Source organism: Neisseria sp. HMSC065C04, assembly GCF_001815375.1.
GTDB classification, from domain to species: Bacteria; Pseudomonadota; Gammaproteobacteria; order Burkholderiales; family Neisseriaceae; genus Neisseria; species Neisseria flavescens_D.
Window position 1 is genome coordinate 69259 of record NZ_KV820396.1, and the last position, 20173, is coordinate 89431.

At 51.8% G+C, this 20173-nt stretch carries 15 protein-coding genes; 6 read left to right on the forward strand and 9 right to left on the reverse strand.

The features are described from left to right. Nucleotides 1-56 precede the first annotated feature (56 nt). The 4 genes from HMPREF3022_RS02795 to yjgA form a co-directional block, all read right to left on the reverse strand. On the reverse strand, nucleotides 57-992 hold the full coding sequence (locus tag HMPREF3022_RS02795; protein WP_049331377.1) for a DMT family transporter: 936 nt from the start codon (nucleotides 990-992) through the stop codon (nucleotides 57-59). An 18-nt stretch (nucleotides 993-1010) separates the two neighbouring features. Further along, the gene (gene recJ, locus HMPREF3022_RS02800) at nucleotides 1011-2711 is read right to left on the reverse strand and encodes a single-stranded-DNA-specific exonuclease RecJ (protein ID WP_049331379.1); all 1701 of its coding nucleotides are present in this window, start codon (nucleotides 2709-2711) and stop codon (nucleotides 1011-1013) included. A gap of 102 nt (nucleotides 2712-2813) precedes the next feature. Next, nucleotides 2814-3524, reverse strand: coding sequence for a hypothetical protein (locus HMPREF3022_RS02805; protein WP_049331381.1), 711 nt, complete (start codon nucleotides 3522-3524; stop codon nucleotides 2814-2816). A gap of 71 nt (nucleotides 3525-3595) precedes the next feature. After that, complete coding sequence (gene yjgA / locus HMPREF3022_RS02810; protein ID WP_049331383.1) at nucleotides 3596-4129, reverse strand: ribosome biogenesis factor YjgA; 534 nt, start codon at nucleotides 4127-4129, stop codon at nucleotides 3596-3598. Nucleotides 4130-4253: 124 nt separating this feature from the next. Between yjgA and pmbA the strand changes: the two genes are divergently transcribed. The 3 genes from pmbA (at nucleotide 4254) to HMPREF3022_RS02825 (ending at nucleotide 7506) form a co-directional block, all read left to right on the forward strand. Next, nucleotides 4254-5585, forward strand: coding sequence for a metalloprotease PmbA (pmbA, locus tag HMPREF3022_RS02815; protein WP_049331385.1), 1332 nt, complete (start codon nucleotides 4254-4256; stop codon nucleotides 5583-5585). Between the two features lie 87 nt (nucleotides 5586-5672). After that, entirely contained in the window at nucleotides 5673-6842 is a 1170-nt protein-coding gene (locus tag HMPREF3022_RS02820) for a glycosyltransferase (protein WP_049331387.1), read from the forward strand. 154 nt (nucleotides 6843-6996) lie between these two features. After that, entirely contained in the window at nucleotides 6997-7506 is a 510-nt protein-coding gene (locus HMPREF3022_RS02825; protein WP_049331389.1) for a cold-shock protein, read from the forward strand. A 96-nt stretch (nucleotides 7507-7602) separates the two neighbouring features. Here HMPREF3022_RS02825 and smc read toward each other — a convergent pair whose 3' ends face one another. Next, complete coding sequence (smc, locus tag HMPREF3022_RS02830) at nucleotides 7603-11085, reverse strand: chromosome segregation protein SMC (protein ID WP_049331391.1); 3483 nt, start codon at nucleotides 11083-11085, stop codon at nucleotides 7603-7605. Between the two features lie 361 nt (nucleotides 11086-11446). Here smc and HMPREF3022_RS02835 point away from each other — a divergent pair, with 361 nt between their 5' ends. Beyond that, on the forward strand, nucleotides 11447-12886 hold the full coding sequence (locus tag HMPREF3022_RS02835) for a transferrin-binding protein-like solute binding protein (protein ID WP_049331394.1): 1440 nt from the start codon (nucleotides 11447-11449) through the stop codon (nucleotides 12884-12886). A 59-nt stretch (nucleotides 12887-12945) separates the two neighbouring features. On the opposite strand, the gene HMPREF3022_RS02840 is transcribed toward HMPREF3022_RS02835, so the two are convergent. Next, a complete protein-coding gene (locus tag HMPREF3022_RS02840; RefSeq protein WP_049331396.1) occupies nucleotides 12946-13740 on the reverse strand; it encodes a thymidylate synthase in 795 nt (264 codons plus the stop codon). A 413-nt stretch (nucleotides 13741-14153) separates the two neighbouring features. Here HMPREF3022_RS02840 and gdhA point away from each other — a divergent pair, with 413 nt between their 5' ends. Next, a complete protein-coding gene (gdhA, locus tag HMPREF3022_RS02845; protein WP_049331398.1) occupies nucleotides 14154-15488 on the forward strand; it encodes an NADP-specific glutamate dehydrogenase in 1335 nt (444 codons plus the stop codon). Between the two features lie 64 nt (nucleotides 15489-15552). Here gdhA and recG read toward each other — a convergent pair whose 3' ends face one another. The 3 genes from recG to grxC form a co-directional block, all read right to left on the reverse strand. Then, nucleotides 15553-17592, reverse strand: a complete 2040-nt coding sequence (gene recG / locus HMPREF3022_RS02850) for an ATP-dependent DNA helicase RecG (RefSeq protein WP_070765105.1) — start codon at nucleotides 17590-17592, stop codon at nucleotides 15553-15555. Between the two features lie 101 nt (nucleotides 17593-17693). Continuing rightward, nucleotides 17694-18128, reverse strand: a complete 435-nt coding sequence (secB, locus tag HMPREF3022_RS02855; protein WP_003745844.1) for a protein-export chaperone SecB — start codon at nucleotides 18126-18128, stop codon at nucleotides 17694-17696. A 21-nt stretch (nucleotides 18129-18149) separates the two neighbouring features. Beyond that, nucleotides 18150-18407: a glutaredoxin 3 gene (gene grxC / locus HMPREF3022_RS02860; protein ID WP_003684090.1), complete on the reverse strand. Its 258-nt coding sequence runs from the start codon at nucleotides 18405-18407 to the stop codon at nucleotides 18150-18152. Nucleotides 18408-18644: 237 nt separating this feature from the next. On the opposite strand from grxC, the gene HMPREF3022_RS02865 reads away from it, so the two are divergent. Next, nucleotides 18645-20138 (forward strand): Rne/Rng family ribonuclease, encoded by a 1494-nt coding sequence (locus HMPREF3022_RS02865; RefSeq protein WP_070765106.1) that lies wholly within the window; start codon nucleotides 18645-18647, stop codon nucleotides 20136-20138. Nucleotides 20139-20173 lie beyond the last annotated feature (35 nt).

Genomic DNA, 20173 nt, shown 5'->3' on the forward strand with positions numbered 1-20173 from the left:
GCCGTCTGAAACCTTTTTCAGACGGCCTTGTTTTATTCTGTTTCGAAATAAATGCTTCATATCTTTCTCAAAAAAAGCCCCATCACTTTTTCTCCGGCCACAGCCAGCAATGCCCCGGCCACAACCACCATGGCACCCACATAACTGACGATATTCATATCCGAAGCGGCAAAATAATCGGGGGAGAGATGATGGCCGATGGTGGAAAATATCATGGTAAATACGGGTATCAGCGTGGTTACGATACTGACTTTGGAAGCGTCCCAATGGTTGAGCGCTTCGCCGAATGAACCGTAGCCGATCAGCGTGTTCAGGCAGCAATAGATAAAGCAGCCCCATAAAAACGGATTGCCGATATGGGCAATTTGCGATGGTTCGGCAAACGGCAGGAAAACAAAGCTGCTGCAAAAATAAATCATGAGCAGAATTTGTTGCGAATTGAAATGTTTGGACAAAAGTTTTTGCGCCACACCGTAGCACACCCAAATCATGCTGCCCGAAGCCGCCATCATCACGCCAACCGCGTAGCTGCCCAAGCTGAAAAGTTCGCCGAATTTGTCGTTAAAAAACATGACCAAACCCGTCAGCAAAAGCATCAAGCCGATTTTTTGCCAGTGCGTAAAGGCTTCTTTAAACACGCCTACGCCGACCAAAATCATGGTAAAGGGCGAGAGCTGCCACAACACTTGCGTGGTTGTCGGCGAAATATAGTGCAAACCCAGGGCGACGAGAACAAAGTTGGCAGAAATGCCGATAATACCCAGCACCAATAAAAACAAGGTTTGCTTGGAAAATTCAGACGGCCTCGGCAGCTTGCCGGTCAAACCTAGCAATACAAACAACACCAGCGAAGCCACTAAAAAACGTATCCACACCAGCGTGGGCGCATCGACGGCTTTTAAGGCCTGTTGGGCGATAACCGGCAGCGAGCCCCAAGTCATGGTGGCAAGCAGCGCCAATGAAAAGCCGAGCCAAGGTTTTTGTTTCTTCATCTTTCAGACGGCCTTTACTTACGCGGCTTCCCAGTAGTCGATATAAAGCTGCAATTCGAGATTATTCCGCCATTCGTTGGCAACGGGGCGGTACACCGTACGGATGTATTCGGGAATGTCTTCACTGCAACGCCAGAACATGGCTTCAAATTCGTAGCCGTCTTTTTGCAGCCAGACTTTTTTGTGTTTGCCTTCCGCACCCAACGGTTGCTGGCGGACAACATGAAATTCATCGGTAAAACTCGGCGGCGCGAAGCCCTGCCCCCAAACGTGTTTAGCAAGGTTTTGCGCCTGTTCCAGCGTAATATCGCGGGCAGGCAGGCTGCCGTCGGTGATGAAGGTTTGAGACAAATCATCTTCGCACACCATCTCGCGCACCGCTTCTTCAAAGGCCGTTTGAAACTTGGGAATATTGTGTTCAAGTATGCTCAAACCCGCCGCCATTGCGTGTCCGCCGAATTTCAAAATCAAATCGGGATGGCGTTTGGATACCAAGTCCAAAGCGTCGCGCAGGTGCAAATTGGGAATGGAGCGTCCCGAACCGCGCACTTCGCCGTTGTCGGCAGGCGCAAACACGATGGTCGGACGATAAAAACGGTCTTTGAGGCGGCTGGCAACGATGCCGACCACGCCTTGATGGAAGTCGTCGCGATACGCCACCAAAGTTGTCTGCCCTGGAGGCAGGGTTTCAGGAAAAGCATTCAGCGCGTCTTGCAGCATAGACTGCTCGATTTCGCGGCGTTCGATATTGAGGTTGTTTAACTGCGCCGCCAGTTCCTGCGCTTCGGCATCATCTCGCGCCAACAGACAGGCAATGCCGACCGACATATCGTCCAGCCGTCCGGCCGCGTTGATGCGCGGCCCCAACGCAAAGCCCATATCAAAAGGCTGAGCCTTGCGCCAATCGCGCCGTGCCACTTCAAACAAGGCACGGATACCGGGGCGCATTTTACCCAAACGCATCCGTTTCAGACCTTGCGATACGAGGATACGGTTGTTGTGGTCTAGAGTGACGACGTCAGCGACGGTACCGAGTGCAACCAAATCCAAGAGGTCGCCCAGATTCGGCTCTTTCAGGCCGTCTGAAAAATAATTGCGGCGGCGCAGTTCGGCACGCAAAGCCATTAATACATAAAAAATCACGCCCACGCCTGCCAAGCTTTTGCTTTGGAAACCGCAGCCTTTTTGGTTTGGATTGACGATGATGCAGTCGGGCACGGTCTCGGCAGGCAGATGGTGGTCGGTTACAATCACGTCCAAGCCCAACTCCTGCGCACGCACCACGCCTGCAATGCTGGCGATACCGTTATCCACCGTCACCAATAAATCCACACCTTGTTCTGCCGCGATTTCAGCCAATTCGGGCGTTAAGCCGTAGCCGTGCTCAAAGCGGTTGGGCACAAGGAAATCCACTTTCGCCCCCATCGCCGCCAAACCGCTCATACCGACGGAACACGCCGTCGCGCCGTCGGCATCATAGTCGGCGACAATCAGGATTTTTTCCTGACGCTCAATCGCATCCGCCAAACGGTCGGCGGCAGCTTCGCAGTTTGTCAACGTTTGATACGGCAAAAGAGCTGCAAGCTTGTCGTCCAACTCAGCCGGACTTTGCACATCACGCGCAGCACACAGCCGTGCAATCAAAGGATCGGTACCGGCAGTGAGCAAGTCATTGAAAACAGTCGGATTAATGGAACGTGTTTGGATTTTGACGGACATGGTGTGTGGGTTTAAAGAGAAAAAAAATTAATATTTTGAAGCGTTTATTTTAAGGGCCAGGCCGTCTGAAACCTACAATCCGTTTTCAGACGGCCTTGGATATTATTTGCGTGAAGCATCGATAATTTCACTGACTACGACATAGGGGACTGCTATCACTGCGCCGACTGCATCCAAAGCCAATGTGAATGGCGTTTGCAGGATATTCTCCGTCAACTTCTGAACGTCAGTGCTTTTTTTGGTTTCCGTATAATAAATTCTGACCGGGACGGCAGTATCAAAACGGCGGTCTTCAGCAACATTTTTGGGCGTTGTGTAATAATGACCTTCGGTAGAAATACACCGCGTGTAGACAGTTTTGTCATCGAGTTCGACCGGCTTGAATGCCAACTGTTTCAACTTGGCAATCTCGGCGGCTTTTTGAGTATCGTAACGCAGGCAGAATTTTGAGCGGAAAGTTTGCGCTTCAGGAGATTTCAATTCGACCGGCAAAGCCTTATACGCATATCTTGGGTTTTGCTGAACCATTTGAAACTGTTTGTCCAATTTAACATCTAAGACCGCCTTTAACTTGGCCGAATCTCTAGGATTAACAACAAACCAATATTTTTTGCCCATCATGACCAGGCTGCCTGTTTCCAGTTGCGTATTGTCTTTGGCAACCACGCCAAATGCTTGAATATTGTCTTTGGCAACGGTTTTTTCGGTTGTGGTTTTATGGAACGGGTTGTTCTCTCCCCAAAGAAAGACAGTACAACCATTCAGGGTTAGTGCACTGATTAACAAGGCGGGTACAGAGCGGCGAAATTTCATGGTCATTCTCCTTCGGCATTACGATACAGGCCGTCTGAAAACCGCAATCCGTTTTCAGACGGCCTTGAGGTTTATTCCTCCCAATCCTGCCCTTCTTCTGGAACGTCGGATTGACCGGCCTCCATCACTGCTTTAATTTCTTGGAACAGCGCGCGGAAGTTTTTCGGCGGTTTGTTTTGTTCCTGCTCTTTTTTAGTGTTGCGGATCAAGGTGCGCAATTTACCGGCGTCGGCTTGCGGAAAATCGGCCATAAATTGGGTAATCGCGCCATCGTCTGCCAACAGTCGTGTACGCGCCTGCTCGACGCGTTGCAAAAAGGCATTGTGCGCCGTATTGTCGCCGCGCAGTTTGGCCAAATAGGCTTCGATGGGTGCGGGGTCGGTATCGCGCATCAGGCGGCCGATAAATTGGGCTTGGCGTTTGAGCGCGCTGTTGGACGTGATTTTTTTATAGGTGGCGATGGCCTCGAACAGCTCTTCGTCCAAGCCGATTTTTTTCAGCGTATCGCTGGAGAGCTTGGTCAATTCCATACCCAAAGCCTGCAAATCGTTCATCTGCTTTTTCATTTGGGTTTTGCTGACCCATTCGTCTTCTTGTTCAAACATTGTGTTTCCCTGATTTTCTGAATCTGCCTATTTTATCAGTTTTCAGACGGCCTTTCCGTGTGATTTTTGCAGAGGCCGTCTGAAACGGTTAAAATGCCGCAAAACCCTGTCAGGAAACCTTTTTATGCTGTTTAACCACACACCGGACGAACTGTTGCGCTTGTGCGGACACACGCTGGATTTGGCCAAACAATCCGGCGCCACCTCGGCCGAAGCCGATTTCAGCGAGTCGCTCGGTCAAAGCGTCAGCGTGCGCTTGGGCGAAATCGAACAAATCGAGTTCCAACAAGACAAATCTTTAGACATTACAGTCTATGTCGGCCAACGCAAAGGCCGTGCCAGCACGGCCGACTTCTCCGAACGCGCCCTGCAAGATACGGTCAAAGCCGCCATCGATATTGCACGCTATACCGCCGAAGACGATTGCGCCGGTCTTGCCGATGCTGCCTTGATGGCAACCCATATCGGCGACCTCGACCGCTACCACGAATGGGATTTGAGTACCGAATCCGCCATCGATTTGGCCAAGCAATGCGAACAGGCCGCGCTGTCAACGGACAAACGCATTGAAAATTCCGAAGGCGCATCGGTTCATACCGGCCATTACCAATACGTCTACGGCAACACCCACGGCTTTGCCGCACACCAGCAAAGCACGCACCACAGCATTTCTTGCAGCGTAGTCGCCAGCGATGAACACGGCATGCAGCGCGACTATTGGTATGATTCTTCCTGCCGTCACGAAGACATGGACGCGCCCGAACTCATCGGCCAAACTGCAGCCGAACGGACTTTACGCCGTCTGAACAGCCGCAGCGTACCGACCGGCAGCTATCCCGTACTGTTCGACACCACCGTCGCCGTCGGTTTAATCGGCCACCTTATCGGCGCACTCAGCGGCGGCGCGCTCTACCGCCAAAGCAGCTTCCTGATTGACAGCATCGGCAAACAGGTGCTCCCCGAGTTTCTCAGCCTGCGCGAAGAACCGCATATCCTGCGCTCGTTCCGCAGCACTTATTTCGATGCCGAAGGCGTCGCCACGCAGCCGCGTTTTGTGGTGAAAGACGGCATAGTCGAAGGCTATTTCCTCAGCAGTTACAGCGCGAAAAAACTCGGCATGCAGACAACGGGCAACGCCGGCGGCGCGCACAATCTGTATCTGAACCACACCCACGCCACGCAGGCCGACCTGTTGAAAGAAATGGGAACAGGTTTGCTGGTTACCGAATTGATGGGACAAGGCGTCAACGGCATTACCGGCGACTACTCGCGCGGCGCGGCCGGTTTTTGGGTAGAAAACGGCATCATTGCCTATCCGGTTCAGGAAATCACCATTGCCGGACGTTTGCAGGATATGTACCGCGACATCATCGGTGTGGCAAACGACGCATTACGCCGTTCGTCCAACCAAATCGGCTCCATCTTGGTTTCCAAAATGACGGTTGCCGGCAACTGATTGAACTAAATATACAAAAGGCCGTCTGAAAGATATCTTTTCTTTTCAGCCGGCCTCGCCGTTATCTACTTCCATAAAAAACACATCATGCATATTGTCGTCATCCCCTCTTGGTATCCTTCTTCCGAAACCGACGTGGACGGAATCTTTTTCCGCCTCCAAGCCCAAGCCCTGCAACGCGAAGGCATGAAAATCGGCATGGTCGTACCCATGTTCCGCTATTTGAGAAGCCAGCCGAAAACCATCTTCTCGCGCTTCTACGGCCTGCGCCGCCATCAGCAAGGCGGACTCAATACTTACGCCTACGACAGCATGTATTTTTTCCCGCGCTGTCCGGTTGTCGATATCGACCGCATCCGCTGGGTTAACGCAGGCATGAAAGCTTTTGAAGCCTATATCGCAGACAACGGCAAACCCGACGTAATTCATGCCCACTGCGTCAACTACGCCGGCATTTTGGCCTGTGCCATCTTCAAAAAATATGGCATTCCCTATGTGATTACCGAACACAGCAGTGCCATTTCACGCAGCCTTGTCCGCAAAAACCAATGGCCGTCCATGTACGAAGCCGTGCGCCACAGCGTGGCCCGGTTCGCCGTCAGCCGTGATTTCTGCCGCATTCTCGAAAAAACCTACGCCGGTACAGACTGGCAATACCTGCCCAATATGCTGGGCGGCAATTTTGAACAGGATTTCGAGTTCCCCGAAAAAAACAATCAAGACTTTACCTTCTGCAGCGTCTCCCACCTGCGCCACCTCAAAGGCCACGACCTGCTCCTACCTGCTTTTGCCGAAGCACTCAAAACCTATCCGCAGCTCAAACTCAAAATCGGCGGCGGCGGCGCAGAAGAAGGCCGTCTGAAACAGCTGGCAAGCGACTTGGGCATCAACCACGCCGTTACCTTTACCGGCGCATTAACCACCGACCAAACCCTGGATCTCATGCGCCACAGCAACGCATTCATCCTCGCCAGCCGTACCGAGACCTTCGGCGTCGTCTATATCGAAGCACTGTCACAAGGTTTGCCCGTTATCGCCACACGTTGCGGCGGCCCCGAATCCATCGTCACATCCGACAACGGCCTGCTGGTGCCAATCGAAAACATACCGGAACTGACCAAAGCATTGCTCACCCTCTACGAAAACCATGCACAATACGATCCCGTCCGCTTGCGCCAAGATTGCCTGCAACAATTCGGCAGCCGTGCCATTGCGCAACACCTGATCGACACCTTCCAAAAAGTGCTTAATAAATAGGCATAAACCATACAGGCCGTCTGAAATCCTTCAGACGGCCCATCTTCTTCCAATAAGACAAATCTAGTGTAAAATTAAGACAATAACTAAACTTTTTGATTTAAAATCAGTCCAAGGAAAAATTGTTACCTATAATAATATCCCCACATACATTATGCGCTATTACGGAACGATTACTCGCTGGAACAGCAAGCGCGGCTTCGGCGCCGCTACCATAGAAGACACAGGCCAAGAAATCTTTCTTGCACTTGCCGCCTTTACCACCCTTACCCGCCTTCCGGCCGAAGGGCAACACATCTCCTTCAACATCACAGAAGGCCGACGCGGCCGCAAAGAAGCCGAAAACGTCTGTTTCGCCCTCGATTGCGCCGACTGCTTCGATGTCCTCGTCCCTCCCCCCGAAAAACCCCTCGCCGGCAAACAGGCCATCGTCGGCCTGATTGCCGTTATCTTCGTCTGCAGCATCTTCGCCGCCTTGTGGTACGGCCTCCACTTTTCCGACAACACTCCGGAAGAGCCGGCCGTCAAAAAACAAGAAACCATGGTTCACGAAGTAGCCGCCAAAATCGAAGCCGAACGCAAAGCATGGCGCGATGCCGTCAATGGCAGCAACCAACGCTCGGGGCAGCCTCAACGCGCCAAAGATGATTCGTCGAAACAATAACGCTTTATCCAATACAAAAAGGCCGTCTGAAAAAATGGGAAGATGAAATTATAGATTTCTTCCTCATTCTTTCAGACGGCCTTTGTTCTTACCTTATCACGGCTCTGCCATTTCCAACGCCTGTTTAATGTCTACGGCTACAACGCGCGATACGCCTTTTTCCTGCATGGTTACGCCGACGAGCTGCTCCGCCATTTCCATGGTCAGGCGGTTGTGGGAGATGTAGAGGAACTGGGTTTGCGCCGACATTTCTTTGACTAGATTACAGAAACGCGAGGTGTTGGCGTCGTCCAGCGGGGCGTCGACTTCGTCCAGAAGGCAGAAGGGGGCGGGGTTGAGGCTGAACAGGGCGAACACGAGGCTCATGGCGGTGAGGGCTTTTTCGCCGCCGGAGAGGAGGTGGATGGTGCTGTTTTTCTTGCCGGGCGGGCGCGCCATGATGGACACGCCGGCAGTCAGGAGGTCGTCGCCTATCATTTTGAGGGTGGCTTCGCCACCGCCGAACAGGGTCGGGAAGAAGGTTTGGACTTTACTGTTGACGGCGTCGAAGGTCTCTTTGAAACGCTCTTTGGTTTTGTCGTCGATTTGGGCGATGGCTTCTTCCAAAAGGGTGATGGCGGCCTGCACGTCTTCGCTTTGGCTGCGGTAGTAGCCGTCGCGTTCGCGCGCTTCTTCGAGTTCTTGCAGGGCGGCGAGGTTGACGGCGCCGAGTGCTTCGATTTGTTGCGAAAGGCTGCCGATGCTGCTGTTCAATACTTTCGGCGATTCTTTCGCCAACGCTTCGAGCGTGTCCAAATCGGCGGCGCGTTCGGTCAGGTTTTGATAGTAGCGTTTGGCGTTGATCAGGGCTTCCTGCTGCTGCAACAGGGCGGTTTGGGTAGCGGCCTGAAGCTGCGGCAGCTTGGTTTGCAGGGTTTGTACGCGGGCGTATTGCTCCCTGCCCTGCTTCTGAATCTGCGCGAGTTTTTCCTGCGCGGCGATATATTCTTCGTCCAGCGTATGCACGGCTTCGGTCAGCTCGTCGAGCTTGATGTGCTGCTCGTCGTTTTGGAACTCGGTTTCATAAGCGAGGGCAAGCTCTTGCTGGCGTTCCTGCCAGTCCAGGGTTTGCTGTTCGAGCCGGGCAATTTGCTGTTGATAGTTTTGTTTTTGCTGGTTGAGCTTGTGGACGGCAACTTCCGCTAACCCGTATTGGCGGTTGGCTTCCAACAGGGCAAGCTGTGCTTGTTTCAGACGGCCTTGCTGCTCTTGGCGGCTGTGCGCGGTGGTGTGCTGTTGGTGTTCGAGTTCGGCGGCAGCTTCCTGCAAAGTAGCGATGTCGTCTGAAAGCCCGTCGGACGTGTGTTGCAACACGGTCTGTTCTTCCGCCAACTGCGCCAGTTCGCGCTCGATGTGTTCGCGGCGGATTTGCCCTTGGTTGGTGCGCGCCAAGAGTTCGGCAGCGCGTTGTTGCGCCTGACTGTATTGGCGCGTGTGCTGTTGTTGCTGCTGCATCAGGTTTTTGTGCTGCACTTCGGACGAGCGTACGGCAGCCTCCGCCTGTTTGAACGCGGCTTCGGCGGCGGAGAGTTCGGGGGCGAGGTTTTCCAGTTCGGACGCGATGCCGTCAAGGCGTGCTTTTTGGGCAATCAGGCTTTCCTGCGCGGGTTTGGCATAGAGCAGGACGCTGACTTTATCGACCTGATGGCCTTCGGGCGTGAGCCAAATTTGGTGTGCGCCCAAATCGCTTTGATGCGCGAGGGCGTAGCTCAAATCGGGTGCGCACAATACGCCGTCGAGCCAGTGGTGCAATGCCGTCTGAAACGGCGGCTGCGCTTGGATTTGGTTCAACAATGCCTGTACGGGCAGGGATTTTTTGATGCCGCCGGAGAGGTCGTCTGAAAGCCATGCCGCCTGCCCTTGCGGCAACGGCGCAGGGGGGACGAAGCTGTGCGGCACGGCGCGGGCGTGCAGGCGTTCGGCAAGGATGACGGACAAGGCGTGTTGCCACTCGGCAGGGGCGGTGATGTGTTGCCACAGCTGCGGCGCGGCGGCGTGGTCGGTTGCCTGCCAGAAGTCGGCGGCTTCCTGCTGTTGCGACAGGATTTGCGACAACGCCTGCTGCTGCGCCTGCAAGGTAATGTGTTGCTGCTTCAGGCCTTGGAAGCGGTTTGAGACCGTCTGAAACGCCTGGCGGGCGGCATGTAAGGCTTCTTCGGCGGCGATGATTTGTTCTTCGTAATGCTCTTGCTGGCTTTGCAACAAGGCGGCTGCTTCCTGCGCGGCGGCGGTTTCCGCTTCGTCGGGCAGGTTCAGGGCTTGGTTTTCCTGTTTCAGACGACCTTTGCGCTCTTCGTGCTTGGCAACGGTTTGTTCGGCATGGGCAAGCTGCTGCTGCTTCAACGCCAGTTCGCGGCGGATACGGTTTGCCTCGTCCTGCTGGGTTTGGAAGGCAGCATTGAGCGTGGCTTGGGCTTCTTCCAATTCAGGCAGACACTCTTCGTGTTCGGCAACCTGCATCGCCCATTCCGCCAATTCGGTTTGCTTTTCTTCGGCCTGCAATTCGTTTTCTTCAAGCTGCACGCGGATTTGCTGCTGCTCCTGATGGATGCGCTGCATCTGCGCCTGCGCCGCCTGCTTGTCGCGTTCGATGCGTTGGTGCAGGTTTTGTTGATGGCGGATTTGTTCTTCCAAACGGGCAATCTGCTCACGCAACACGCCGCGTTTGTTGCTCAATTCGTGCACCGCCTGCTGCTGCGACTGTTCGGCAGTCTGCAAGGCGTGTACTTCGTCGTTTAACGCCTGAACTTGCGCGGCGGTTTCATCCTGCTGCGCCTGCAAAGACTGATGCTGCGCGGTCGCTTTATCGGCGGCGGCAAGCGATTGCTGCCATTGGGCGTAATCGAGCAAATCCTGCTGGCGGTTCAACTGCGCGGTCAGGGATTTGTAGCGTTCGGCGGTTTCCGCCTGTTTCTCCAGCTTTTCCACCTGACGCGCCAACTCGTTCTGCAAATCGCCCAAACGCTGCAAATGCTCGCGCGTGTCTTTCAGACGGCCTTCCGTCTCCTTGCGGCGTTCCTTATATTTGGACACGCCCGCCGCCTCTTCTATATAGGCGCGCAACTCCTCCGGCCGCGCTTCGATGATGCGCGAAATCATCCCCTGCTCGATAACGGCATAACCGCGCGCGCCCACGCCCGTACCCAAGAACAAATCGGTAATGTCACGGCGGCGCACGGTCTGATTGTTGATGAAATAAGTCGATTCGCCCTGACGCGTCAGCTGCCGCTTGATGCTTACCTCGGCATACTGCCCCCACGCCCCCTGCAAACTGTGGTCACTGTTGTCAAACACCAGCTCCACCGAAGCCCTCGGCGCAGGACGGCGCGTTGCCGCACCGTTAAAAATCACGTCCTGCATACTCTCGCCGCGAAGCTGCTTCGCCGAAGCCTCACCCAACACCCAGCGCACCGCATCAATCACATTCGACTTGCCGCAGCCGTTCGGTCCGATAACCGCAACAAGCTGCCCCGGCACATGAATCGTGGTCGGGTCGGTAAAAGATTTAAAGCCGGAGAGTTTAATGTGGGTCAGGCGCATGGCAATGTTTCGAATCGGACAAGAAGGCGTATTTTAACGGAAATACGCTTATCCGTTGAGAGAAAAGCATCCAGAAAGTCCGACTGCTTTTTTATCTTCAAAAGGCCGTCTGAAAAGTTTGTTAAAAAGAAACAGACTAGCTATCGAACTCACTAAAATATTCAAAATAAATTCATATAAAACAATTAACTAAGAAAATATCCACCCAACCACCTCCCCTTTGATTAATTTTTGTACAGAAATGCAAACAAACTGTTTATTTTTTATGATTTATGGTTATTATCGGGAATTAAAGGTTTAAAAATCAGATAAACGATCTCTCCAACCTTTTCATCAAGCGAATAACGATACAGGGAATCTCATGTCAAACATCCAAACCAAACTTAAAACCATCGTTTTTACAGCCATCAGCGCAGCCATCTTGTCCGCATGCGGTGGTGGCGGAGGCGGCGGTTCATCTGCTTTAAGCACCGGCGCGACTCCTACCAATAATACCGGCAACTCTGCTGGCAACAATGGCAATTCTGCCAATAACAACAGCAATGCCAACACTCCGAAAGCGCCGTCTACTACTCTTACCAACAGCGCCGACAACCTTGCCGAACTGACCGATGAAGCTCCAATCGATCCGGCCAACGTTACCCAGCCTTTGCACACACATTTCATCTCCTCCAAAGGTGCGCAGCAATCCAACCCTAACGTACAAATCCGCAGAGATGCCGCAGGCAAAATGTTCCAAACGGACAATCAAGACCGCAACCAAAATGGCCTGATCAGTTCTATTGACTTTAACAGCAATGATGAAGTCAAAATGGACGGCGTTGTGTTATTTAATAAGACCTCTAATGGCAACGCAACCCAACCCACATGGACAAGTTATGCTTCTGTTATTGCCAAAGTATATTCAAAAGGCAATACTCAAACTGATGTCAGCGAACAAACTGGCAAAGAGAAAAATACCGAATTTGCATATGGTAAATCAACTTTGGATGACAAAATTGCTGAAGATTATAAAAAATTAAAGGCTGAAGAAGAAAAGCTTGAAAAAGAAGAAAATCCAGAAGCAGGTCCAGTTAACAATAAAAAAGTAACGGAGATAAAAGCAAAGATTGAAGAATTAAAGACTTCACACGCTAAAAATCTTGAAAATCGAGCTAAACTAGCAGAAATTAATGAGAATGTTAGCAATAATCTAGCCTACTTCCGTCCTGATCAAAACGGCTTGGTATTCGACAAACAATTCGACGGCGTCTATGTCATCAATTTTGGCGATGGCACCAAAATTGTGTTGCATGATCCTTCTGCGGCCGGCTGGACATATCAAACCTTCGCGCATTACACCGACCCTAAAGGACATGTATACCAAGGCTACCAAAGCCTGGGCGATGAAACTGTCTTCACGACCCTGCCTGCAAAAGGTACAGCCACCTACAAAGGTATTTCCACTGCCTATGTGGTTACCGACAAGAACAATCGTCAGTTGACTTCCAATGTCATGGCTATCGTTGATTTCGGCCTCAAAGGTGTCCGTTTTGAAACATCAAACTCACACTTCCATACTTTGGAAAATGGTAAGCGTGTATCCCAAGCAGATAAAAACTACGATTTCAAAGGTACAGCAAGCTGGAAAGACAGCAACCTCTTCTCCGGCAAAGTCAGCACGGCCGATGACAAGTTAAGCGGTAACCTGAACGGCAAATTCTACGGCCCCAATGCTGCAGAAATTGGTGGTACTTACGGCTTGAAAAACAAAGATGCAACCGAACATTTAATCGGTGGATATGGCGCGAAACGTCAATAAACCTGCCTAAACAAAAGGCCGTCTGAAGTTTCAGACGGCCTTTTTATTTTTAATTTGAATTACACCGATACGGCTGCTTTGATGTGCGGATGCGGATCGTAGCCTTCCAATTCAAAGTCTTCAAATTTAAATTCAAACAAATCTTTGACTTCAGGGTTGATTTTCATGGTCGGCAGTTTTCGGAAATCGCGGCTTAATTGCAGCTGGGCCTGCTCGATATGGTTGCTGTACAAATGCGCATCGCCAAACGTATGGATAAATTCACCGGCTTCCAAGCCGCACACTTGTGCCATCATCATGGTCAACAATGCATAGCTGGCGATGTTGAACGGTACGCCAAGGAAAATATCGGCGCTGCGTTGGTAAAGCTGGCAAGACAGTTTGCCGTTGGCAACGTAAAACTGAAACAGCGCATGGCAAGGCGGTAAGGCCATTTCGTCGACCAAAGCGGGATTCCATGCCGATACAATCAGACGGCGCGAGTCGGGATTTTTCTTGATTTGTTCAACCACATTGGCAATTTGGTCGATATGGCGGCCGTCGGGTGCAGGCCAACTGCGCCATTGGTAGCCGTAAACCGGGCCTAAATCGCCGTTTTCGTCCGCCCATTCGTCCCAAATGGAAACGTTGTTGTCTTTCAGGTATTTGATGTTGGTATCGCCTTTGAGAAACCAAAGCAGCTCATGAATAATCGAGCGCAGATGCAATTTTTTGGTGGTCAACAGCGGAAAGCCTTCACTCAAATCAAAACGCATTTGGTAACCGAACACGGAACGTGTGCCGGTGCCGGTACGGTCGGATTTGTCAATACCATTGTCGAGAACATGGCGCATAAGGTCGTGATAGGCTTTCATGGGTTTCCTTAATGTATGTGTTGTGGGAATTTCTTGTGTATTGTACCGAATTTTCAGACGGCCTGCCTCTCTGTCTTCAATGGGGCGCCTTCCCCATATTCGCGTAGTACACTCATTAACAATGTTGACAATTCAGCGCTAATTTACACAAATTTTTGAGCTGAATTAAATTTTTACAAAAAAATTTTCAACATTTTCTAGTTTAATTACTCGGCATTTTGTTTTTATTTAAATCTATTTAATAAAATATTTTTATATATTTTTAATTGAATTTAAAATATAATTCCATTTTTACAAATTGGTAAAAAAATAATGTCAACAATCTAGGTAAAATTTTTCTTGGCAAGTAAAATTTTTACAGCTATATTTCAAAACATAAATATTGAAATATCTCACTCAATAGGAGTAGAAAAATGACTGACCTGAACACCCTGTTTACCAATCTTAAACAACGCAACCCCAACCAAGAACCCTTCCATCAAGCCGTTGAAGAAGTGTTCATGAGTTTGGATCCGTTTTTGGCGAAAAACCCGAAATACACCCAACAAAGCCTACTTGAGCGTATTGTTGAACCGGAGCGCGTGATTATGTTCCGCGTTACTTGGATGGACGACAAAGGCCAAGTCCAAGTCAACCGCGGCTACCGCATTCAAATGAGTTCCGCCATCGGCCCTTACAAAGGCGGTTTACGTTTCCACCCGACCGTCGATTTGGGCGTGTTGAAATTCCTCGCCTTTGAACAAGTGTTCAAAAATGCGTTGACCACCCTGCCTATGGGCGGAGGCAAGGGCGGTTCCGACTTTGATCCTAAAGGTAAATCTGATGCCGAAGTAATGCGTTTCTGCCAAGCCTTTATGACCGAACTCTACCGCCACATCGGTGCCGATACCGACGTTCCTGCCGGCGACATCGGCGTAGGCGGCCGCGAAATCGGCTATCTGTTCGGCCAATACAAAAAAATCCGCAACGAATTTGCTTCCGTCCTGACCGGCAAAGGCCTCGAATGGGGCGGCAGCCTGATTCGCCCTGAAGCCACCGGCTACGGCTGCGTGTATTTTGCCCAAGCCATGTTGGAAACCCGCAACGACAGCATCGAAGGCAAACGCGTGTTGATTTCCGGCTCCGGCAACGTGGCGCAATACGCAGCCGAAAAAGCCATCCAACTGGGTGCAAAAGTATTGACCGTTTCCGATTCCAACGGCTTTGTCCTCTTCCCTGACAGCGGTATGACCGAAGCACAACTGGCCGCTTTGATCGAACTGAAAGAAGTACGCCGCGAACGCGTGGCCACTTACGCCAAAGAACAAGGCCTGCAATACTTTGAAAACCAAAAACCGTGGAACATTGCGGCCGAAGTCGCCCTGCCTTGCGCCACCCAAAACGAATTGGACGCAGACGCTGCTAAAATCCTGCTGGCAAACGGTTGCTATGTGGTTGCCGAAGGTGCGAACATGCCGTCAACTTTGGGCGCGGTCGAACAATTTATCAAAGCCGGCATCCTCTACGCTCCGGGCAAAGCCTCCAACGCCGGCGGCGTAGCGACTTCAGGTTTGGAAATGAGTCAAAACGCCATCCGCCTGTCTTGGACACGTGAAGAAGTGGATAGCCGCCTGTTCGACATCATGCACAACATCCACGAATCCTGCCTGAAATACGGCAAAGTCGGCGACAAAGTGAACTACGTCAATGGTGCGAACATTGCCGGTTTCGTCAAAGTTGCCGATGCCATGTTGGCGCAAGGTTTCTAAACCTCTATCCAGCCAAATCAAAGGCCGTCTGTTTTCAGACGGCCTTTTTCTTTTCATGCAAATTTTATACGCCCAAATAACCTTCCCTGCTGGAAAGCCATCTTGCCAAATGTGCTTCAACGATTTCAGGGTTTTGTTCAATCAGCAAAGGGGCGATTTCGCGCGCTTGTTCCAAAAGGTGTAAGTCTTCTTCAAGGTTGGCGAAACGCAGCATGGGGACGCCGCTTTGCCGCGCGCCGAGAAATTCGCCGGGGCCGCGGATGTTGAGGTCTTGGCGGGCGATTTCGAAGCCGTCCGTGTGTTCGTAGATGACTTTCAGCCGCGCTTTGGCGAGTTCGCTCAAGGGCTCGGCAAACAGGAGGACGCACACGCTTTCTGCCGCGCCACGCCCTACCCGCCCGCGTAATTGATGAAGCTGCGCCAAACCCATGCGCTCGGCGTGTTCGATGACCATCAGGGCGGCGTTGGGCACATCTACGCCGACTTCAATGACGGTGGTGGCAACCAAGACGTTCAGACGGCCTGCGGCAAATTCCGCCATGACTTCGGCTTTTTCGGCAGCCTTCATGCGCCCGTGTACCAAGCCGATGTTGAGTTCGGGTAAGGCCGTCTGAAGTTGCTCGAGAGTTTCGGTGGCGGTTTGCAGTTGCAGGGTTTCGCTCTCTTCAATCAACGGACAGACCCAGTATGCCTGCTGCCCTTTGCGACAAATATTAAGGACGAAGCCTTCGACTTCGGCGCGGCGGACGTTGTTGACAAGGCGGGTTTTAATCGGCGTACGTCCTGGCGGCAATTCGTCGATGACGGATACGTCCAAGTCGGCGAAGAAACTCATGGCAAGCGTGCGCGGGATGGGCGTGGCGGACATCATCAGCTGATGGACGTCGCTCCCTTTGTTTTTGAGAGCGAGGCGTTGGGCGACGCCGAAACGGTGTTGTTCGTCCACAATCACCAAGCCCAGATTTTGGAACTCGACGTCGTCCGAAAACAGAGCGTGCGTACCAACGGCAATTTTGACAGAGCCGTCAGCCAGTTTGGCTTTGGCTTCGTCTTTGGATTTTTTGCGCTGACTGCCTGAAAGCCAGACGACTTCAAGACCTAACGGCTCAAGCCATTGTTTGAACTTGATGAAGTGCTGTTCGGCAAGGATTTCGGTCGGCGCCATTACAGCCACTTGCGCACCGGATTCGATAGCTGTCAAAGCAGACAAAGCAGCAACAATGGTTTTGCCGCTGCCGACATCGCCTTGCAGCAGGCGGTGCATGGGGTGGGTTTGCGCCATATCACGGCAGATTTCGGAAACAACTTTTTCTTGCGCATCGGTCAGGGCAAACGGCAAGGCGTGGCGCAGGGCTTGGGTCAATGTACCGTCGCCACCCAATGCCGTAGCCGAGCCACTGACACGCTTCTGCCGCGCCAAGCGCATGGAAAGCTGTTGTGCCAAAAGTTCGTCAAATTTAAGCCGTTGCCATGCGGGGAGCGTGCCGTCTGAAAGTTGATGAATAGTGAAACTAGGCGGCGGTGAATGCAAAAGGCGCAGGCTTTCGGCAAGGTGCGGCAATTTCAGACGGCCTAATAAAGCATCAGGCAAGGTGTCGTGCAGCGGCGTAACGTCCAAGGCCGTCTGAATAATACGGCGCAAAGTGGGTTGATTTAAACCGTTTACGGTCGGATAAATCGGCGTGAGACTTTCTGCCAAACCGCTGCTCTCGGCATCGCGGATTTTAGGGTGAATCATCTCGTCGCCGTGAAACCCGTGCTTGATTTCGCCTACGGCACGGATGCGTTTGCCGACCGCCATCTGTTTCTGGTTGCTGGCGTAAAAGTGGATGAAGCGCAGAAAAAGGACGCTGCCGGAACCGTCGGCGATTTGGACAATCAGCTGTTTGCGCGGTTTAAAAGTGACTTCCTGATGGATGACCTCACCCTCAACCTGACATGGTACGCCGATCGGCGCATCCTTAATCGGCATAATGTGTGTCTCATCCTCATAACGCAACGGCAGGTGCAACACCAAATCCCATGCGGTATGGAGGTTGAGTTTTTCGAGCTTCTTGGCGGAAACATCGGTAATTTTGAGCTGTTTTTGGGTTTCGGGCGTCATCTTAAAAGGCAGCTGATTTAAAGTTTGCTGTATTTTATCCGAAAACAAAAAGGCCGTCTGAACGCAATGTTTCAGACGGCCTCAATTTAGGTATAACGCGATTAAGCGTTAGCTTCCTGTTGTTGTTGGTAGATGGCTTCGAAATTGATCGGAGCGAGCAATACAGGTGGGAAGCCGGCGCGGGTTACGCTGTTGGAAATGGCTTCGCGTGCGTAAGGGAACAGGATGTTTGGACAAGCAACGCCCAGCAGCAGTTGTACGTCTTCTTCAGGAATGTTTTCCAAACGGAAGATGCCGCTTTGGGTAACTTCGTTCAAGAACATGGTGCGCTCTTCGTTCAGTTTGGCAGTTACGGTAACGGTAACGTCAACGCTGTAGAAGCCGTCTTCCAGTTTGGTGTTGCCGGTAGAAACGCGCATATCGACTTCAGGCTCGCCTTGTTCCAAGAAGATTTGTGGTGCGTGAGGCACTTCCAAAGACAAGTCTTTTACATACAGACGCTCAACGCTGAATACGGGTTGCAATTCTTCGCTCATTTTATTTTCCTAAGTTAAGGGTTAAGGATTCAGTAATTCGTCCAACTTGCCTTCCTGCTGCAAGCGGTACAAATCGGTAAAGCCACCGACATGGGTGTCGCCGATAAAAATCTGCGGCACGCTGCGCTGGCCGGAAAGCTGCTGCATTTCGGCAAAAACTTCCGGATTGCCGTCGATGCGGATTTCGTTGATTTCTTTCACGCCCACCGCCTGCAACAGCCTTTTCGCCATGGTGCAGTACGGGCAATATGGACCGGTATAAACAGTAACGGTTTGCATGATTTCTTCCAAAATACCAATGTTCATGACTATATGGGCATAAGCGTTATTTTACAAGTGTTCCCGCCGTACGGTTGTAAAAAACATTCAGACGGCTTCTTGGCCATAAACATTTGTGCAGATGCGGAAAAACTATAATTAAAGTATGATAAGCGCTTTCGCAGAATGACTTTTGCCATTTGTTTTTTGGAGAAGAACACATCGCAAAAGTTTTTCTATTCAAAATCAGGTATCCCCATGCTTTCAGGAATTCCCATCCCCAAGGATGCTGTGCGTCCACCCGAAACTGTCCTCGTCAACATCACGCCGCAAGAAACGCGTGTGGCTGTTTTGGAAGAGAACAATATCTGCGAGCTGCACATCGAGCGCAACAGCGGCCATAGCTTGGTCGGCAATATTTATTTAGGCGTCGTCAAACGCGTCCTCCCCGGCATGCAAAGCGCGTTCATCGATATCGGCTTGGAACGCGCCGCGTTTTTGCATATCGTCGACGTCCTCGAACAACGCCGCAATCCGGACGAAACCCAACGCATCGAACACATGCTCTTTGAAGGCCAGTCTGTCTTGGTTCAGGTCATTAAAGACCCTATCAATACCAAAGGCGCACGCCTGTCCACCCAAATCTCACTGGCCGGCCGTTTCCTCGTCCATCTTCCGCAAGAAGACCACATTGGCATTTCCCAACGCATCGAGAATGATGCCGAACGCAGCAGTTTGAGGGAGCGCCTCAACAACCTGCTGCCCGAAAATGCCTGCCACGGCTACATCATCCGCACCAACGCTGAAAACGCCTCCGATGACCAACTGCAATCAGACATCAACTATCTGACCAAAGTCTGGGAACACATTCAAAAACAAGCAAAAATCCAGCCGCCCGAAACCCTGCTCTATCAAGATTTGCCTTTGAGCCTGCGCGTTTTGCGCGATATGTTCAGCCTCGATACGCACAAAATCCTGGTCGATTCCACTGAAAACCACCGCCGCATGACCCAGTTTGCCGAACAATACGTTCAAGGTGCATTGGGCAGAATCGAGCTGTTCAAAGGCGAACGCCCCCTATTTGAAACCCACAACATCGAGCAGGAAATCGCCCGAGCCCTGCAACCGCGCGTCAACCTCAACTTCGGCAGCTACCTCATCATCGAGTCCACCGAAGCCATGACCACCATCGATGTCAATACCGGCGGCTTTGTCGGCGCGCGCAATTTTGATGAAACCATCTTCCGCACCAACCTCGAAGCCTGCCACACCATCGCCCGCGAACTTCGCCTGCGCAATCTCGGCGGCATCATCATCATTGACTTCATCGATATGGCACAGGAAGTCCACCGCGAAGCCGTCCTGCAAGAGCTTGCCAAAGCCCTGAGTTTCGACCGCACCCGCGTCACCCTCAACGGCTTTACCAGTCTGGGCCTTGTCGAACTGACCCGCAAACGTTCGCGTGAAAACTTAAGCCAAATCCTCTGCGAACCCTGCCCTTCCTGCCAAGGCCGGGGCCGTCTGAAAACGCCGCAAACCGTGTGCTACGAAATCCAACGCGAAATCGTCCGCGAAGCGCGCCGCTACGATGTCCAAGCCTTCCGCATTTTGGCCGCTCCGAATGTCATCGACTTGTTCTTAGACGAAGAATCGCAATCGCTGGCAATGTTGATAGACTTTATCGGCAAACCGATTTCGCTGGCAGTCGAAACCGCCTACACGCAGGAACAATACGATATTGTGTTGCTGTAAAGATAAAAGGCCGTCTGAAAACTTTTCAGACGGCC

Coding starts and splice junctions, on each gene's coding strand:
- HMPREF3022_RS02795 (WP_049331377.1), bottom strand. CDS start 992: ATGAAGAAACAAAAACCTTGGCTCGGCTTTTCATTGGCGCTGCTTGCC.
- recJ (WP_049331379.1), bottom strand. CDS start 2,711: ATGTCCGTCAAAATCCAAACACGTTCCATTAATCCGACTGTTTTCAAT.
- HMPREF3022_RS02805 (WP_049331381.1), bottom strand. CDS start 3,524: ATGAAATTTCGCCGCTCTGTACCCGCCTTGTTAATCAGTGCACTAACC.
- yjgA (WP_049331383.1), bottom strand. CDS start 4,129: ATGTTTGAACAAGAAGACGAATGGGTCAGCAAAACCCAAATGAAAAAG.
- pmbA (WP_049331385.1), top strand. CDS start 4,254: ATGCTGTTTAACCACACACCGGACGAACTGTTGCGCTTGTGCGGACAC.
- HMPREF3022_RS02820 (WP_049331387.1), top strand. CDS start 5,673: ATGCATATTGTCGTCATCCCCTCTTGGTATCCTTCTTCCGAAACCGAC.
- HMPREF3022_RS02825 (WP_049331389.1), top strand. CDS start 6,997: ATGCGCTATTACGGAACGATTACTCGCTGGAACAGCAAGCGCGGCTTC.
- smc (WP_049331391.1), bottom strand. CDS start 11,085: ATGCGCCTGACCCACATTAAACTCTCCGGCTTTAAATCTTTTACCGAC.
- HMPREF3022_RS02835 (WP_049331394.1), top strand. CDS start 11,447: ATGTCAAACATCCAAACCAAACTTAAAACCATCGTTTTTACAGCCATC.
- HMPREF3022_RS02840 (WP_049331396.1), bottom strand. CDS start 13,740: ATGAAAGCCTATCACGACCTTATGCGCCATGTTCTCGACAATGGTATT.
- gdhA (WP_049331398.1), top strand. CDS start 14,154: ATGACTGACCTGAACACCCTGTTTACCAATCTTAAACAACGCAACCCC.
- recG (WP_070765105.1), bottom strand. CDS start 17,592: ATGACGCCCGAAACCCAAAAACAGCTCAAAATTACCGATGTTTCCGCC.
- secB (WP_003745844.1), bottom strand. CDS start 18,128: ATGAGCGAAGAATTGCAACCCGTATTCAGCGTTGAGCGTCTGTATGTA.
- grxC (WP_003684090.1), bottom strand. CDS start 18,407: ATGCAAACCGTTACTGTTTATACCGGTCCATATTGCCCGTACTGCACC.
- HMPREF3022_RS02865 (WP_070765106.1), top strand. CDS start 18,645: ATGCTTTCAGGAATTCCCATCCCCAAGGATGCTGTGCGTCCACCCGAA.